Origin of the sequence: Erwinia amylovora, from assembly GCF_017161565.1 — a bacterium.
Classification (GTDB): Bacteria; Pseudomonadota; Gammaproteobacteria; order Enterobacterales; family Enterobacteriaceae; genus Erwinia; species Erwinia amylovora.
The window spans coordinates 81,021-97,747 of sequence record NZ_CP066796.1; the positions used below are offsets into that span (position 1 = coordinate 81,021).

Below are 16,727 nucleotides of genomic sequence, written 5' to 3' on the forward strand. Positions count from 1 at the left end.
AGTTACCTTAGGATATACTCAAGGCTGTTTTGGCCTTAAATGCGTTGAAAAACCCTTTCAGCGCTTCGGAGAGTTTGCTTGCGCGTCAGCCGTTCATTAAAGATTAAGCAAATGGCGACCATTTCCAGCGTTGCGCTGGTCACCGTTTGTATCTTTATCGTTATCCAGCTTTTTCATTTTGTGCAGCAGCGCAGAATTGACTATGCCCAGCAGATGGAGAACGTGGCTCATACCGTGCGCCAGCCCTTGTCGCAGGCGGTACTAAAAGCAGATATCCCGCAGGCTGAACTTATCCTTAACTCGCTGCGCCCGGCCGGGATCCTTGCGCGGGCAGAAGTGTTATTGCCCAACGGATTACAGGCGCTGCATACCGAGTTTGCCGCGGAGAGGCCGATCCCGCACTTTATCGCCCGGCTGTTTGAACTGCCGGTGCAGATTACTGTCCCGCTCTATTCGGTTGAACCTGCCAACCCGAAACCGCTGGCATTTCTGGTTTTGCAGGCGGATTCGTGGCGTGTTTATCAGTTTATTCTTAGTGCTGTATCGACGATGGTCACCGCCTATCTGCTGCTGGCGCTGATCCTCTCAGTCTCAATCAGCTGGTGTATAAACCGCCTGATAGTGCGGCCGCTGCGCAATATTGCCAACGCCCTGCAAGATCTCACGCCGCAGCAGGCGATTCACCACCAGCTATTGCTGCCTAAGCATCATCGTAATGATGAGATAGGTCTTCTTATCCGCAACTACAACCGCAATCAGCAGGCGCTGTGCGCCATGCATGATGAGATGAGCCGTCAGAGTACCCGTTTTACCTTGACCGATCTGCCGAACCAAACCTTATTCCTTGCCATGCTGGAACAGCATCTGCGCGCGATCGGTCGCTCAGGTGTGTTTACGGTAATGGTGCTGCGTATCGAAACGCTGCTGGAGACCAATGGCCTGGTGACTGACGAACGGCGCGATGCCCTGCTGCTGACGCTGGTGAGCAAAATTCGCAGCTGTATTGATGAGCGCACGGTTCTGGCGCAGCTGTCGATCGGTGATTTTGCGTTGCTGATTAAGCGCGCTAACAATCCCTTCCGCGCGCTGCGGCTGGCGCGTACCCTGATGCTGAAGCTCAATCAGCCGGTGCTGCTCCAGCACATGCAGCTGCGGCCTAATATCAGCATTGGCATCGCGCAGCGTGAAGCGGGCTTTAGCGCGCCCGAACTACTGGCGCGCGCCGTCTCGGCGATGATGTCGGCGCGTCACCAGGGCAAGAACCAGATCCTGTTTTTTGATGTGGTGCTGGCCCAGCGGGCGCAGAAGCGGCTGACGCAGGAACATGACATTTTACAGGGGCTGGCAGAGGAAAAATTTGCGCTGTGGCTACAGCCGCAGGTCGATATGCGCAGCGGTCAACTGGTGGGCGCCGAAGCACTGCTGCGCATGCGCCAACCCGATGGCAGCTGGTCACTGCCGGAGGATCTCATTGCCAACGCCGAAGAAATAGGCGTAATTGCCATCCTCGGGCGCTGGGTATTTGAAGAATCCTGCCGCATCCTGGCGCAGTGGCAACAGCGCGGCTGTGAGCTGACGCTAAGCGTCAACCTGTCCGCCATCCAGCTGCGCGAGGCGGCGATGGTGACTCATTTGCAGGCCCTGATCCAACGCTATGGGATCCGTGCTGGTAGCCTGGTGTTGGAAATCACCGAAACGGCCCAGATCGGCGAGCCGGAGCAGGCACTGCTGTTATTGCAGGAGCTGCAAAAGACCGGCGTTGCCGTCGCGCTGGATGATTTCGGCATGGGTTATGCCAACCTCAACTGGCTGAACCAGTTTAAAACCCTGCCGATAGGCAAGCTGAAGATGGATCGTAGCTTTGTGACGGTGCTGCCATACGATGACACCATGGTGCGTATCATTGCGGCGATTGCCGAGATCGTTAAGCTGGACGTGATTGCAGAAGGCGTCGAAACCGATGAGCAACGCGCGCGGCTGCTGGCTTGTGGGATCCACTTCGGCCAGGGGTATCTCTATGCGGGAGCGCTGCCGCTGGCGCAGTTTAATCAGCGCTATCTGGCCAGTTACTGACCACCGCGCCAGGCTCTGCTCGCGCGCGCTGACTTTCTTTAGTTTCACAACATCGAACTGAAGTGATTCAGCTCATAAAAATGAATTATCTGCGGCATCCGCCCCGCTCGCCATATATCTATCCTGTTAGTCAGGTGTTACTTTCGCGTTATCTTTCTTCTGATTATAACTAAAGTGGTTAACTGAAATCCTATGAAAACCTCTCTGTTTAAAAGCCTTTACTTCCAGGTGTTGACTGCTATCGCCATTGGTGTGTTGCTCGGCCATTTTTACCCTGAACTGGGCGCGCAGATGAAACCGCTGGGTGACGCTTTCGTTAAACTCATCAAAATGATTATTGCTCCGGTGATTTTCTGTACCGTTGTAACCGGGATTGCCGGTATGGAAAGTATGAAAGCTGTCGGGCGCACGGGTGCGGTGGCGCTGCTGTACTTTGAAGTGGTCAGCACTCTTGCCCTGATTATCGGTCTGGTGGTAGTCAACGTGCTGCAACCCGGCGCGGGTATGAACGTTGACCCAGCGACGCTGGATGCCAAAGCGGTGGCGATTTACGCCCAGCAGGCGCAGCAGCAGGGCGTTGTTGCGTTCCTGCTGGATGTCATTCCCGGCAGCGTCATTGGCGCGTTTGCCGGCGGCAATATTCTGCAGGTTCTGCTGTTCGCCATTCTGTTCGGCTTTGCGCTTCATCGTATGGGCGATAAAGGCACGCTGGTATTTAACTTTATCGACAGCTTCTCCCACGTTATTTTCGGCATCATTAATATGATTATGCGTCTGGCTCCGATCGGCGCTTTCGGCGCGATGGCTTTCACCATTGGTAAATACGGTGTGGGATCGCTGGTGCAACTTGGCCAGCTGATTATCTGCTTCTATATCACCTGTGCGCTGTTTGTGGTGGTGGTGCTGGGAGTGATTGCGCGCGTGGTTGGCTTTAACATCTTCAAATTTATCGCCTATATCAAAGAAGAGCTGCTGATCGTCCTTGGCACATCCTCATCGGAGTCCGCGCTGCCGCGTATGCTGGCTAAGATGGAGAACCTGGGATGTAAGAAATCGGTGGTGGGTTTGGTTATTCCCACCGGATACTCTTTCAATCTTGATGGCACCTCGATTTATCTCACCATGGCGGCGGTGTTTATTGCCCAGGCAACCAACAGCCACATGGATATCTGGCACCAGGTCACCCTGCTGGTGGTACTGCTGCTCTCGTCGAAAGGCGCTGCAGGTGTGACCGGCAGCGGTTTCATCGTGCTGGCGGCAACGCTGTCTGCGGTCGGTCATCTGCCGGTGGCGGGGCTTGCGCTAATCCTCGGCATTGACCGTTTTATGTCCGAAGCCCGTGCGCTGACCAATCTGATCGGTAACGGCGTGGCGACCGTGGTGGTGGCTAAGTGGGTGGGCCAGCTGGATCAGAAGCAGCTAACGGAGACGCTTAGTAAAGGGAAAAAAGAGGTAAAAACCGCCTGAAATCAGTTAACCCTGAGTTAATTTGTGAAAAATGGCCACAAATGCCCGTCGTGACTTGCCCTCACGGCGGGCATTTGCATAATAACCCCCATCTGTTTTAAGAAATTTTATGGCGCTGTGTGACATCCTTGTCGGTGCGTGGTCTAACAGGCTGTTCCTTAAAAAACAGCGGCTTTGCCAGGTTGTAGCCAAATAATGCGAGTCACAGGAAATTTAGCGGGGATCTCTCATCGCGTGATTGCAGCAGGCCGTAGCTCACCGGTTATTAATTTGAGTTAGTGATTGAGTAGGGGTTCACATGCAGGACACCAGAATTCGTCTATTGGTTGGGGGAGTATTGCTGGCAGCAGCCGGTATTGCGCAGGCTGAAACACTGCAACCCGACCCCGCCTGGCAGCAGGGAAAATTGGCCAATGGTTTCAGCTGGCAGCTGCTCACCACGCCTCAACGGCCCAGTGACCGCGTTGAGATCCGCCTGAGGGTGAACACCGGATCTATGGTGGAAAGCGTGCAACAGGAAGGTTACAGTCATCTTTTACCGCGTCTGTCGCTGGTTCACAACGCCCGGCTGGATCCTGCTCAGCAGCGCTCGCTTTGGCAGCAGAGCATCGACCCGCAGCACCCAAATCCGCCGGTCATCACCTCGTACGACTTCACATTGTATAACCTCAGTCTGCCGAATAACCGCCCGGAAGTGCTAAAAGAAGCACTGAGCTGGCTGGCGGCAACCGCAGGCAAAATGACCATTAATCAGCAGGTGGTGGATACGGCTATCCAAGCCGATGACCCCGGCGCGACGTGGCCGGGCAATACGCAGGATGTCTGGTGGCGCTATCGTCTGAATAGCTCCGCCATGCTGGCGCACGATCCTGCCGCCGCCGTGAAACGGCCGGTCGACCTCGCCCAGCTCAATGCCTTTTACAAGCAATGGTACACGCCGGATGCAATGACGCTGTTTGTGGTGGGCAACGTCGACAGCCGTGGCCTGGTGGAGCAGATCAATAAAATTTTCTCCCCGCTGGCAGGCAAACGTGACCAGCCAGCCGCGATGCCAACTCTCTCTCCTTTACCGCAGCAGCCGGTGAATTTGGTTAACAATGCCATCAGCCAGGATCGTCTTTCGCTGGTATGGGATAACCCGTGGCAACCGATCCGCGAATCGGCCAGCCTGCTGCGTTACTGGCAGAGCGATCTGGCGCGTGAAGCGCTGTTCTGGCACGTACAAAAAGCGCTAAGCGACAAAAAAACGCCGGGTATGCAGGTCAGCTTCGACTGTCGGGTGCTGTATCAGCGCGCCCAGTGTGCCATCAATATGGATGCGGACAACGCGGCACTGAACGACAATCTTGGGCTGATGGCGCAAGAGATGGTTACCGTGCGAGATAAAGGACTGACGCAGCAGGAGTTCGATGCGCTGATGGCGCAGAAAAATGCCGAACTGAGCAAGCTGTTTGCCACCTATGCCCGTACCGATACCAGCGTGCTGATGAGCCAGCGTCTGCGTTCACAGCAAAACGCAGTGGTGGACATTGCCCCGGAACAATATCAGAAGCTGCGCCAGACGTTCCTGTCCGGGATGACGCTGGATATGCTCAATCAGGAGCTACGCCAGCAGCTGACGCAAGATATGACCATGGTGCTGATGCAGCCTCAAGGCGAAGCGGAAACCAACGTGAAGCTATTGCAGGAAAACTGGCAGAAGATGATGACGCCCGGGGTGACTTCCCCGGCGGCAGCCACCGTCGGTGAAAACACCGCGCCTGCATCCTGAACGCCCCGTCCACAGGCGGCCATGGTCGGCTGCCCTGATCCGCCGGAGGGTGTCCCCGTACCCCATTAGCTAAAATCTCGCCAGCGTAGTGTCGATCTCAGGCCACTGCCGCTGCTACGCTTTAAGTCAGCCTCGTTACCGGGGCGCTTCTTCAGCCCGGCGACGGGCGCGCAGCAATATGCTTTCCATAATCATGCTGAACTGGCATTGAACAAACAGCACCTGCAACATCAGCAGGTCATACGCAAGCACGACTGGACGCCCGTAAAGCGTGGGGCGGTGATCGATGCGCAGCACGACGGCTGGCTGCTCTTTGCGGCGCGCGTGACGCCAGCCAGCCCTCAATCAACGCGCCCTGGTACCCGATCGCTGACGTCAAACAGGTTTTCAGTACCATCAAGTTGCGGGTTGAGCTTGCGCCAATTGCGGATGAAACGGCCTAAGGTGCAGCTGTTTTGGCGATTGAAAAGTGCGCCGCTTTGTTACTATTGCCCTGCTAAATGTGGCGGCAAAGCTGAAATTATCCAGGACGTTGCCGATACTTGCAATACGGGATGCCCATTGAAGGCGGTCTCACAGACAAAGGATCATATCGATGGTGCTGAACGCGCTCAGCCACCGGCTTCCTTCCTCAATTGTTAAACTAAAGCAGCCAGAAGAACCTGAATACTGGCAGCAGTGTCGGCGTTCCTATCACTTCCAGCCCATTTATCGGGTGAACGGAAGTCTGATGGCAATTGAGTTGCTCACCGCGGTGTTTCACCCGGCCGCCCCGAGCCTGAAAGTATCACCGGAGCTTTATTTTGCCACGCTTGAGGTTCCGCAGCGGCTGGATATCGTCGTCGAACAGCTGGAGTCGCTGGTGAAATGGGAAAAGAAATTCATCAGCACTAATATCGTTGCCTCGGTCAACATTGACGGGTCTACGCTGTTAGCTACCCGGCAGAACAGCACGCTGCGCCGGCTGATCGCACGCTGCCCGTGGCTGCGTTTTGAACTGGTCGAGCACCATGTGCTGCCGCAGGAACTGATCGCCACGCAAATGCCGGAATTTGGGCCCCTCTGGATGGATGATTTTGGCTCCGGCATGGCGAACTTCTCCGCCCTGACCGAACTGAAATATGACTATATCAAACTGGCGCGTGAGCTGTTTATCCTGCTGCGTGCCAGCGAAGAGGGACGCAACCTGTTCGGTATGCTACTGGCGTTGATCAATCGCTACTGTAAAGGGGTGATTGTTGAAGGTGTCGAAACTCGGGAAGACTGGGAGCAGGTGCGTAACTCCCCGGCCTGTGCAGCCCAGGGCTATTTTTTTTCCCGCCCCGTGCCGATTGAACTGCTGGATACCCTGCCAATGCATGTCATCTGATGGCATCTGCTAACGTCTCGACTATGCTTTGACCTGAGACGGGTAGCGATCGGGAGAACCACGAATGTCGCGGACGGGGAAAGTTATTAGCTGGATCGGCGGAATTTTTTTATTGTTGGTGGTGGTTACAGTGACGGCGATCGCGCTTTTTGACTGGAATCGCCTGAAACCCACTATCAATCGAAAAGTTTCGGCAGAGATTAACCGCCCGTTTGCCATCCGTGGCGATCTGGGGGTGAGCTGGCAGCGTAACCGCGGTGAACCCGGCTGGCGCAGCTGGGTACCCTGGCCACAGGTGCATGCGCAGGATATCATGCTGGGCAACCCGCCCGATATCCCCGATGTCACGATGGTTCACCTGCAACGGGTAGAAGCCACGCTGTCCCCGCTGGCGCTGTTAAGCCGGCAGATCTATCTGCCGTGGATCTCACTGCAGCAGCCGCAGGCCAGGCTGGTGCAGACTGCCAATGGAAAGAATAACTGGACGTTTAACCTTGCCGGCAGCGATGACCAGCAGGCCGGTAAGGGATCCTCTGCGTGGTCTTTCCGCCTCGACAACATCGCTTTCGATCGGGGAACCGTCAGCTACCGCGATGCCATTAATCAAGCCGATGTGCAGGTGATGGTCGATCCGCTGGGCAAACCGGTGCCTTATGGCCAGCTGGCAGGCGGCGACGATAAGCAAAAAGGCGCGGCCGACTTTGTTTTCGGCTGGCGCGCCAGCGGCACATACCACAATGAAAAGCTCAGTGGCGAGGGCAAAACAGGCGGCATGTTGTCACTGCGCAGCCAGAACACGCCGTTCCCGATTGCTGCCGATGTGCGCAATGGTACCACCCGCGTGCGCATCGCGGGCACGGTGCGGGACCCGCTGAATATGGGCGCGGTGGATATCCGGCTGCGCTTCTCCGGCGATACGCTGGCTAACCTCTACGGGCTGACCGGCGTGCTGCTGCCAGAAACGCCGCCTTATGAAACCGACGGCCACCTGACAGCGCGTTTCCAGCAGCCAAACGGAGCGGAATTCCGCTATCAGAACTTCAATGGTCATATCGGCGACAGCGATATTCGCGGCTCGCTCGCCTACCGCCAGGGCAAACCCCGACCTGAGCTAACCGGGACGCTGGAGTCGCTGCAGCTGCGCATGGCTGACCTCGGCCCACTGATTGGCGTTAATTCTGGCAAAGACAGCGCGAAAACGGCACGGGCGAAAGCGCAACGCGGCGCAACGTCTCCTCAACCTGCTGGCCGGGTACTGCCACACGATGAGTTTGACACGCAAAGCTGGCAGGCGATGGATGCTGATGTGCGCTTTCGTGGCAAGCGCATTGAGCACAGCAGTTCATTGCCGGTTAGCGATCTGTCGACCCATTTGATCCTCAAAAATGGCGACCTGCTGCTCGATCCGCTGCGCTTCGGTATTGCCGGCGGCAGCCTGAATGCCACCGTGCGCTTACAGGGCGATCGGTCGCCGATGCAGGGGCGCGCCGATCTGCAGGTGCGTAATCTTAAGCTGCGCCAGCTGTTTCCGGACGTGGCCGCCATGCGCAGCGCGTCAGGCCAGATAAACGGCGATGCCAGCCTGATCGGGCGTGGCAATTCGGTGGCGGACCTGCTTGCCACCAGCAATGGCTCTCTGAAACTGCTGATGAACGATGGCCTGATCAGCCGCAGCCTGATGGAGATAGTCGGTCTTAACGTCGGCAACTACGTGGTAGGTAAGCTGTTTGGCGATGACGAAGTGAAAATCAATTGCGCCGCCGCCGATTTGCAGGTGAAACAAGGGCTGGCTTCGTCGCGTCTGATAGTGTTTGATACCGAAAACGCAATTATCAATATTACCGGCAGCACCAACTTCGCCAACGAACGCCTTGATCTGTCGATTAACCCGGAGAGTAAGGGCGTCAGAATTATAACTTTGCGTTCACCGCTGTACGTGCGGGGCACGTTTCAAAACCCGGATGCCGGGGTGAAAACCGGTTCGCTGCTGGCTCGTGGTGCCGCTGCCCTGGCGTTGGGCACGGTGGTGGCGCCGGCCGCCGCGCTGTTGGCGCTGATTTCGCCGAGCGATAACGATGATAACCAGTGCACCCGCGTATTACAGCAGATGAAAGGTCAGTAGCCGGGCGCGGTGACGGGAAGAACGATTGAAAAGGGGCCGGGGCCAGCCGTTGCCGGTTGCCCCGTGCAACCCCGTTCAATCAAACAGCGATTGATGGCGCGTCTCTTTACACAAAATCAGCGCCATCAGCGTCAGGCAGGCCATCGCCGCCAGATATATACCGACGTAGAACAGCCCGTAAGTGTGTGCTAACCAGGTGGCAATATAGGGGGCGACGGAAGCACCCAGAATCGACGACAGATTATACGAGAACGATGCCCCGGTATAACGCACCTCGGTAGGAAACAGCTCCGGCAGCAGCGCACCCATTGGGCCAAAGGTCAGCCCCATCATGCTCAGGCCACACAGCAAAAAAGCCATAATCAGCGCCTGATTGCCGGAACCCAGCATTGACGGGAAAATCAACGCGAAAGCGATAATCAATAGCGTAATCACTATCATCGTCTTGCGACGACCAAAACGGTCCGCCAGCAGCCCGGCAACCGGCACCATCACGCCAAAACCGATCACCGCTAACATTAGCATCCACAGGAAGGTATTGCGTGCGATGCCTAAGCCATCAGGCGCGGGCGTGGTGCCATAAGTCATCGAATAGACGGTCATGATATAGAACAGCGTATAGGTCGCCAGCATGATAAAGGTACCGATAATGGTGGTCCCCAAATGCTTGCTTAGCAGGGTGCCAATCGGCACTTTGACCTGTTTTTTCTCTTTTTGTACTTTGGCGAAGACCGGCGACTCATGCAGCGACACGCGCACGTACAGACCCACCAGCACCAGCACTGCTGAAAGGATAAACGGTACGCGCCATCCCCAGTTCATAAACTGCTCGTCGCTCAGTAACCAGGAAAGCAGCAGAAAGGTGCCGTTGGCAAAGAAAAAGCCGATCGGTGCGCCGAGCTGCGGGAATGACCCGTACAGCGCGCGCTTTTTCGCCGGGGCATTTTCGGTCGCCAGCAGGGCAGCGCCTCCCCATTCACCACCGAGGCCAAGCCCCTGACCAAAACGCGCCAGCGCCAGCAGCAGCGGGGCAAATACGCCAATACTGTCGTAACCCGGCAGCAGGCCGATGGCAACGGTTGAAATACCCATTGTTAACAGTGAAGCCACCAGCGTCACTTTGCGTCCTGCACGATCGCCGAAGTGGCCAAATAAGGCGGAGCCAATCGGACGCGCCACAAAGGCAATGGCGAACGTTGCCAGCGACTGTAGCGTGGCGACGGTGGTATCACCCTGTGGGAAGAAGATGTGCGGAAAAACGATCACGGCTGCTGTGGCATAAATATAGAAGTCGAAAAATTCAATAGCCGTTCCGACCAGTGAAGCGACCATCACTTTACCGCGTGAGTTGACGGGAGTGGCGTCGGTGTCGATAGAGGCGTGCATAGATTTGTTCTTATTTGTGAGTAAACGATGAACAGAGGATCTTACGCACAGGCCAGGCCGCATTCAATGGTGTAAACGTCAGGTGCTGCCGCTCCTGAGGTGGAAAAGAGGATAATGTTCAATACGGCATATTTGCGCCTATAAGGCAGCGGCAAAAGGGTATTTTATGGCGTTAATCACTGAAAAATGGCTCAATAAAAGTGAGAAGTCAGCGATAAATGCTGTCTGGTGGTGAATAATCAGTCATGCTGCGCGATTTTACCAGCTTGAGCGCATTGATTACCCGGTCGGCATAAATGAGAATATTCTTCCTGTATTGATAAACGGTTAAGAAAGTGCCTATTATAAATATTTACAACCCTGACCGACAGGGCTAGAATTCCGCCACTTTCTCTCATGGAGCCCACAATTGGACAGTCATCCTGTAATTCAAGCGTTATAACAGGCAGGCGCACGCCATTTGTGAGTCTGCCGTAAACCGGCGGGCTATGTTTCATCTCTTCTGAGCTGTCGCATCCCGAAATTTGACATCTGCAGGTCCTGGCCCCCGGCCAGAATGGGATTGCTTATGCGTCATGTACTTGTCGTGCCACAACGTCATCACCTTTTTCCTCCACGCTGCCAGCGCGAATTTTAATCTGGCGGTGCGCTGCTGCGCGTCTGCATTCCCGTCGAGAAACGACAGTGAGGACAACGAAAATGGCATATACCCCTTATACCCTGCATCAGGCCCTGGCGGTGACGCCGGGGGCGATGATCGGTGCTGAACGCCAGTGGCGTCAGCGTATGGCCGGACTGCGCACCGGTGCGCTGGTCGCCACCGGTGCGGCCATTTTCATTCTCAGTTCCATGGGCACATCATCAGACAGTTCTGGCCGTAATGTGGCGCAGATTGTCTGCGGCATCGGTTTTCTCGGGGCCGGGGTGATTGTACGTCACGGGCTGAATACCGCCGCCGCGCTGTGGTGCTGCGCCTGCGGTCGCTTTACGGTGCCGATATCGCCCGGCCCGGGCATGCTGGCATGAGCACTGAAGTGATGGCTTTAACCGCCGCGCAGCGGGGGATCGAAAATAGAGTCTGCCGTATCAGTCTGGAAAAAGCGTCAGTGCGGTGTACTGGCAGATCGCACCAGCGGTAACGGTTTAACCACGTGATAAGGAGCTCCTGATGAAAGAACCTCCGTCCGGAGAGAGGCGGCGCTCTATCCTCGAGACTGCAAGCCGCAGCGATCAATGGCCGTGTACTCATCCCCAGTTACTGACACTCAGCGCCGGGGGATGCGCACACTCACCGCTTTGCTGCCGCCACGGTTATTTTGGATAGCCCTCCAGGTTTAATCCTGTCAGCTCCGCCTTTCTTCTGCATAGTTTTGAAAAATCCTCTTTGGCAGGCGTGCTATGCCTGCATATAAAACACACAATTAATTCAAGGAACTGGCAAATGAAAATGCATAAAGCCAACCTGAAAATGGCACGCGATCTGGCCATCGCCAGCGCGGCGACACAGAGCCTGGACAATACCCTCGCTCGCCTTAACGCCCAATACCAGGGGCTGACTTATGAAGATGCCGCCGCGCGGCTGCAACAGCACGGGCCTAACCAGGTGGCCAGCGAGCGGGCGCCTGCTGCATGGCTGCAACTGCTACAGGCTTTCAACAACCCGTTTATCTGGATACTGATGGCGCTGGCGGCGATCAGCTTCTTCACCGACTATCTGCTGCCAATGCGTCAAGGCGAGGAGACTGACCTGACCGGCATGACTATTATGCTGGTGATGATTGGCCTGAGCGGACTGCTGCGCTTCTGGCAGGAATACCGTACCAATAAAGCGGCAGAGGCACTGAAAACGCTGGTGCGCACCACGGCTACGGTGGTGCGCCGTAGCCATGCCGACCGTGAGGCGGTAAAAATCGAGGTGCCGCTTGCCGAAGTGGTGCCGGGGGATATCGTCACGCTGTCGGCCGGGGATATGATCCCGGCTGACGTGCAGTTGCTCAATTCCCGCGATCTGTTTGTCAGCCAGGCGGCATTGAGCGGCGAAGCATTGCCGGTGGAAAAATATGATACCAACAGCCGCCCGCACGTCGCCAGGCCGGCAACGCCGCTTGATGAGCAGGAATTGCTGTGCCAGCCAGGCATCTGCCTGATGGGAACCAATGTTGCCAGCGGGACTGCCACGGCGGTGGTGGTGGCTACCGGAAACGGCACCTGGTTTGGGTCGCTGGCTCGCTCACTGGTAGGTGAGCGCCCACAAACTTCTTTCGACCGGGGCGTTAACAGCGTGAGCTGGCTGCTGATCCGTTTTATGCTGGTGATGGTGCCGGTGGTGGTGCTGATAAACGGCTACACCAAAGGTGACTGGAGCGACGCGTTGCTGTTTGCCCTGGCGGTAGCCGTTGGACTGACGCCAGAAATGTTGCCGATGCTAGTCAGTTCAAACCTGGCGAAGGGTGCCATTGCCCTGTCGAAACGCCAAGTGGTGGTCAAACGGCTGAACGCCATCCAGAACTTTGGCGCGATGGACGTGCTGTGCAGCGATAAAACCGGCACCCTGACTCACGATCGCATCATCCTTGCGCAGCATCTCAACCTGCACGGTTGCAGTGATGAACGCGTATTGCAACAGGCCTGGTTGAACAGCCGCCATCAGACCGGGGTGAAAAACCTGATGGACAAGGCCATCCTCGCTTTCAGTCAGGGCAATCTGGCGACCGGCGGGCTGTGGCGTTTTCGTAAAGTGGATGAACTGCCGTTTGATTTCGAACGCCGCCGCCTGTCAGTCCTGGTTGCTGACGAAAACCAGCAAACCCTGATCTGCAAAGGGGCGGTGGATGAAATGCTGACGGTGTCAGCATACTGGATGGATAACGGAGAAGTGCGCCCGCTGGATGACGCGGTACGCCAGCAGGTGAAGCAGCAGGCGGAAAGCTACAACCGTCAGGGATTCCGCGTGTTGTTAATTGCGGCTCGTCAGGTAAGTGAGCACACGCTTACAAAACAGCTCAGTGCTGACGACGAACGTGAACTGGTTATCAGCGGGCTGTTAACCTTCCTCGATCCGCCGAAGGAGAGCGCGGCAGAAGCGGTCGCCGCCCTGCATGAAAATGGCGTCCAGGTCAAAGTGCTGACCGGGGATAACGCGATGATTACGGCAAAAATCTGTCGCGATATCGGGCTGGATCCGGGTGAAGCGCTGTGCGGCAGCGAGATTTCGCGCCTCGGCGACGCGGAGCTGGCACGGCTGGTGGAACAGAGAACGCTGTTTTGTCGTCTCAGCCCGCAGCAGAAAGCCCGCGTGCTAAAGATGCTGCAAAGCAACGGCCACACGGTAGGTTTCCTCGGCGACGGCATTAACGATGCTCCGGCGCTGCGTGCGGCGGATATCGGTATCTCTGTCGACAGTGCGACCGATATCGCCAAAGAATCGGCAGATATTATTTTGCTGGAGAAAAACTTGCTGGTACTGGAACAGGGGGTGATTAAAGGCCGTGAAACCTTCGGCAACATCATCAAGTACCTGAACATGACCGCCAGCGCCAATTTCGGCAACGTCTTTTCGGTGCTGGTCGCCAGTGCGTTTATCCCGTTCCTGCCAATGATGGCGATTCATCTGCTGTTGCAGAATCTGATGTACGATCTGTCCCAGCTGGCGCTGCCGTGGGACAAAATGGACAAAGAGTTTCTGCGCAAGCCACGGAAGTGGGATGCGAAAAATATTGGCCGTTTTATGCTGTGCTTAGGCCCGACATCATCAATTTTCGACATCACCACATTCTGGCTGATGTGGCACGTTTTTGCCGCCAACAGCGTGGGATCGCAGGCGCTGTTTCAGTCCGGCTGGTTTGTCGAAGGGCTACTGTCGCAAACCCTGGTGGTGCATATGCTGCGTACCCAGAAGATCCCGTTTATCCAGAGCCGTGCCGCCTTACCGGTGATGCTGATGACCGGACTGGTGATGGCGTTGGGCATTCTTATCCCGTTCTCGCCGCTCGGTCACGCCGTTGGGCTGGAGCCGCTGCCGTGGAGTTACTTCCCGTGGCTGCTGGCAACGCTGCTCGGTTACTGCCTGGTGACTCAGGGCGTAAAACGTCTGTATGTGCGCCGTTTCGGCCAGTGGTTCTGAGGAGGGTTGATTGATGAAGCATGAGAATACGGTTAGCGCCATCGTACTGTTTATCGCCGGCTTGCTTATCTTCGCCAGCGGCGTGGCAATGGTTTTTAGCGGCTGAATGTCTGGCAGGGGGCGAACTGGCGCAGAAACGCAGTCAGTTCGCCTCATCGTGCCCTCTCTGTGGGCGCTGGCCGTCTTTCTATGCTGCTGGATGGATAAACCGCAGCCAGATAAAGCGGATCACGTAATATTCCAGCGCGCCAAGTAGCAAAAACCACAGGCAAAATACCAGCGTATACAGCTGGCCGATATCCTCCAGATGGAAAACCGCCACCAGCTTACGCGTTAACGCCACACCAAACCACGGCGCGGGCAGCAGCAGCGCGGAGAGAAAGCCAAGCAGCAGAGTGCTCATTGGCATCAGGAAAGTTTCAAACGGGTTTTTCATCGCAATTCCCTATTTATCAAGTGCCGGCTGATTAACCGACTACTCCGATTGCCGATCTTAATTTCAATGTTTAAAGTGTCAACTGTTGTAAAGACCCGGAGCGATAACGGATATGCTCCTGGCCAAAATTAACTCAATTCGCAGCCATCCCGGCAGACGGAGGGCCTGTCAACGCGTGCAGGCTTGATACGTGCCGGTAAGGTGCAGGGTAATTGAAACTGTGAGGAAACATGAAAGCTAAATTATTTTTTTTGTTATTAACGCTGTCCGGCGTCAACTACATACCGGCAGCCAGTGCAATGCTAAGTACCAATGAAGAGGTGTTAGTCAATTACATCGATCAGCATAAAACAGACCAGCTCAAATTATTAGAGAACATGGTTAATATCAACAGCGGCACGGAAAACAGCCAGGGAGTAAAAAAAATTGGCGAAATGGTGCGGCCTGAGTTCGAAAGCATGGGCTTTAAAACAAAATGGGTCGAGCTGCCGGCAACCCTGAAACACGCTGGCAGTTTAGTGGCCACCCATAGCGGGTCCGGGAAGCAGATCTTGCTGATCGGCCACCTGGATACGGTTTTCCCCGACAACAGTCCTTTTCAGTCCTTTACGCTTTCTGCCGATCAAAAATTCGCCACCGGGCCTGGCGTTATCGATGATAAAGGTGGCGTAGTCACTATCTTATATTCGCTCAAGGCGCTACAGCACGCCGGCAAATTAAAAAATGCCAATATTACCGTGGTGCTAATCGGTGATGAGGAGCAGGCGGCGAAACCCACAGAAATCTCACGTAAGGCACTGCGTGCAGCCGCTCAGGGTAGCGATATTGCATTAGGTTTCGAGTTTTCTCTGGCTGAAGACCAGCTGGTGACAAACCGAAGAGGATTGAGCGAATGGTACCTTGCCAGCACGGGTAAATCGCGCCATTCATCCACCGTATTTGGGCCAGAATCTGGCGATGGTGCCATTTATGAAACTGCGCGGGTATTGAACGCGTTTCGGACGGCCTTTGCAGAGACGTCCGTGGCGTCCGGGTTAACGCTCAATCCGGGTCTTATTGTTGGCGGGCAGACCGCCAGCGAAGATGTACAGCAAAATACCGGTAGCGCCAGCGGCAAGAAAACCGTTATTGCTGCACAAACTCTGGTGCATGGCGACTTGCGTTTTTACTCCGAGGACCAGAAAAACAAGGCAGAGCAGAAAATGCGTGATATTGCCGGCACCTCGTTACCGCTTACCTCCAGTCAGTTGACATTCAAAGACATCATGCCGGCCATGACGGAAACCGACGGCAACAGGCAGCTTTTAGCTCAGTTCAGCGCCATCAATACCGCGCTGGGTGGGCCGCAGCTGAAGTCTGTGCCGGCGGCTGAACGTGGTGGTTCAGATGTTTCGTACATTGCGCAAACTGTTTCAGCCAGTATCGACGGTCTTGGCCCCTGGGGCAAAGGCGCGCACGGGCAAAATGAGACGCTGGAAATCGCTTCCCTCCCTGTCGTGACCAAAAGAGCAGCTATCTTTATCAGCCGTTATCTGGCTCAGTAAACAGCGGTAGCAATGGGGGGCAACAATTGATACCGGTGGCGAACTTTCCACCGATACCGGCCGACAGCCCGGGGTTCGGGGTCAGTGATTAAACAGCCGTTGCCTGGGGCATGCACCCGGCGAAAGCTTCTGGCTGAATGGGGGCGGGCAAATCGCCTGCTCCTGCTGTCACTCTGGCTGCATGAAGGGAAGACGCGCCGGTTAAAAATAAGCAGAAAGCCATTCAGGCTGACTCAGCGAATTATCCCTCAATCTCGTCAGGGGTGTTTAACCCTGGTCTTTGTGTAACACGGTCATTCTTTTAGAGTTTCCGCTTCATCATTGATTTATGAAATAGCATTCGTTAAAAAGTATAGCCGATGCTATAATCAAATGTATGATTTTACAGTCTTTTTTTATTTCCCGCACCGTGATAGGATGCCGTTCACCTGAGCTG

At 55.5% G+C, this 16,727-nt stretch carries 10 protein-coding genes and 1 pseudogene; 8 read left to right on the forward strand and 3 right to left on the reverse strand.

Features of this window, described 5'->3' with window-relative positions; translation table 11 throughout:
• Positions 1 to 78 precede the first annotated feature (78 nt).
• The 3 genes from hmsP (at position 79) to JGC47_RS00355 (ending at position 5,311) form a co-directional block, all read left to right on the forward strand.
• Positions 79 to 2,073, forward strand: a complete 1,995-nt coding sequence (hmsP, locus tag JGC47_RS00345; protein WP_004161053.1) for a biofilm formation regulator HmsP — start codon at positions 79 to 81, stop codon at positions 2,071 to 2,073.
• A gap of 192 nt (positions 2,074 to 2,265) precedes the next feature.
• Entirely contained in the window at positions 2,266 to 3,540 is a 1,275-nt protein-coding gene (locus JGC47_RS00350; protein WP_004161052.1) for a dicarboxylate/amino acid:cation symporter, read from the forward strand.
• Between the two features lie 298 nt (positions 3,541 to 3,838).
• On the forward strand, positions 3,839 to 5,311 hold the full coding sequence (locus tag JGC47_RS00355) for a M16 family metallopeptidase (protein WP_004161051.1): 1,473 nt from the start codon (positions 3,839 to 3,841) through the stop codon (positions 5,309 to 5,311).
• A gap of 135 nt (positions 5,312 to 5,446) precedes the next feature.
• Here JGC47_RS00355 and JGC47_RS00360 read toward each other — a convergent pair whose 3' ends face one another.
• Positions 5,447 to 5,656: a hypothetical protein gene (locus tag JGC47_RS00360; protein WP_033477755.1), complete on the reverse strand. Its 210-nt coding sequence runs from the start codon at positions 5,654 to 5,656 to the stop codon at positions 5,447 to 5,449.
• Between the two features lie 250 nt (positions 5,657 to 5,906).
• Between JGC47_RS00360 and pdeH the strand changes: the two genes are divergently transcribed.
• The gene (pdeH, locus tag JGC47_RS00365) at positions 5,907 to 6,680 is read left to right on the forward strand and encodes a cyclic-guanylate-specific phosphodiesterase (protein WP_004161049.1); all 774 of its coding nucleotides are present in this window, start codon (positions 5,907 to 5,909) and stop codon (positions 6,678 to 6,680) included.
• 64 nt (positions 6,681 to 6,744) lie between these two features.
• Entirely contained in the window at positions 6,745 to 8,802 is a 2,058-nt protein-coding gene (locus tag JGC47_RS00370) for an AsmA family protein (protein WP_004161048.1), read from the forward strand.
• Positions 8,803 to 8,877: 75 nt separating this feature from the next.
• Here JGC47_RS00370 and JGC47_RS00375 read toward each other — a convergent pair whose 3' ends face one another.
• Positions 8,878 to 10,188, reverse strand: a complete 1,311-nt coding sequence (locus JGC47_RS00375) for an MFS transporter (protein WP_013036306.1) — start codon at positions 10,186 to 10,188, stop codon at positions 8,878 to 8,880.
• A gap of 699 nt (positions 10,189 to 10,887) precedes the next feature.
• On the opposite strand from JGC47_RS00375, the pseudogene JGC47_RS00380 reads away from it, so the two are divergent.
• Both JGC47_RS00380 and mgtA read left to right on the forward strand, forming a co-directional pair.
• Positions 10,888 to 11,335, forward strand: a pseudogene (locus JGC47_RS00380) (MgtC/SapB family protein).
• Between the two features lie 294 nt (positions 11,336 to 11,629).
• Complete coding sequence (gene mgtA / locus JGC47_RS00385) at positions 11,630 to 14,311, forward strand: magnesium-translocating P-type ATPase (RefSeq protein WP_004161043.1); 2,682 nt, start codon at positions 11,630 to 11,632, stop codon at positions 14,309 to 14,311.
• Between the two features lie 187 nt (positions 14,312 to 14,498).
• Here mgtA and JGC47_RS00390 read toward each other — a convergent pair whose 3' ends face one another.
• Entirely contained in the window at positions 14,499 to 14,747 is a 249-nt protein-coding gene (locus JGC47_RS00390) for a DUF1158 family protein (RefSeq protein ID WP_004161040.1), read from the reverse strand.
• Between the two features lie 230 nt (positions 14,748 to 14,977).
• Between JGC47_RS00390 and JGC47_RS00395 the strand changes: the two genes are divergently transcribed.
• Positions 14,978 to 16,291 carry a M20 family metallopeptidase gene (locus JGC47_RS00395; RefSeq protein ID WP_004161039.1) on the forward strand — a complete coding sequence of 438 codons (1,314 nt, stop codon included), beginning with the start codon at positions 14,978 to 14,980 and terminating at the stop codon, positions 16,289 to 16,291.
• The last annotated feature ends 436 nt before the right edge of the window (positions 16,292 to 16,727 follow it).

What these genes read in the sequence shown, in the direction of transcription:
- JGC47_RS00390 (WP_004161040.1), bottom strand. Translation starts at nt 14,747, where the DNA reads ATGAAAAACCCGTTTGAAACTTTCCTGATGCCAATGAGCACTCTGCTG.
- JGC47_RS00355 (WP_004161051.1), top strand. Translation starts at nt 3,839, where the DNA reads ATGCAGGACACCAGAATTCGTCTATTGGTTGGGGGAGTATTGCTGGCA.
- JGC47_RS00350 (WP_004161052.1), top strand. Translation starts at nt 2,266, where the DNA reads ATGAAAACCTCTCTGTTTAAAAGCCTTTACTTCCAGGTGTTGACTGCT.
- pdeH (WP_004161049.1), top strand. Translation starts at nt 5,907, where the DNA reads ATGGTGCTGAACGCGCTCAGCCACCGGCTTCCTTCCTCAATTGTTAAA.
- JGC47_RS00370 (WP_004161048.1), top strand. Translation starts at nt 6,745, where the DNA reads ATGTCGCGGACGGGGAAAGTTATTAGCTGGATCGGCGGAATTTTTTTA.
- mgtA (WP_004161043.1), top strand. Translation starts at nt 11,630, where the DNA reads ATGAAAATGCATAAAGCCAACCTGAAAATGGCACGCGATCTGGCCATC.
- JGC47_RS00375 (WP_013036306.1), bottom strand. Translation starts at nt 10,188, where the DNA reads ATGCACGCCTCTATCGACACCGACGCCACTCCCGTCAACTCACGCGGT.
- JGC47_RS00395 (WP_004161039.1), top strand. Translation starts at nt 14,978, where the DNA reads ATGAAAGCTAAATTATTTTTTTTGTTATTAACGCTGTCCGGCGTCAAC.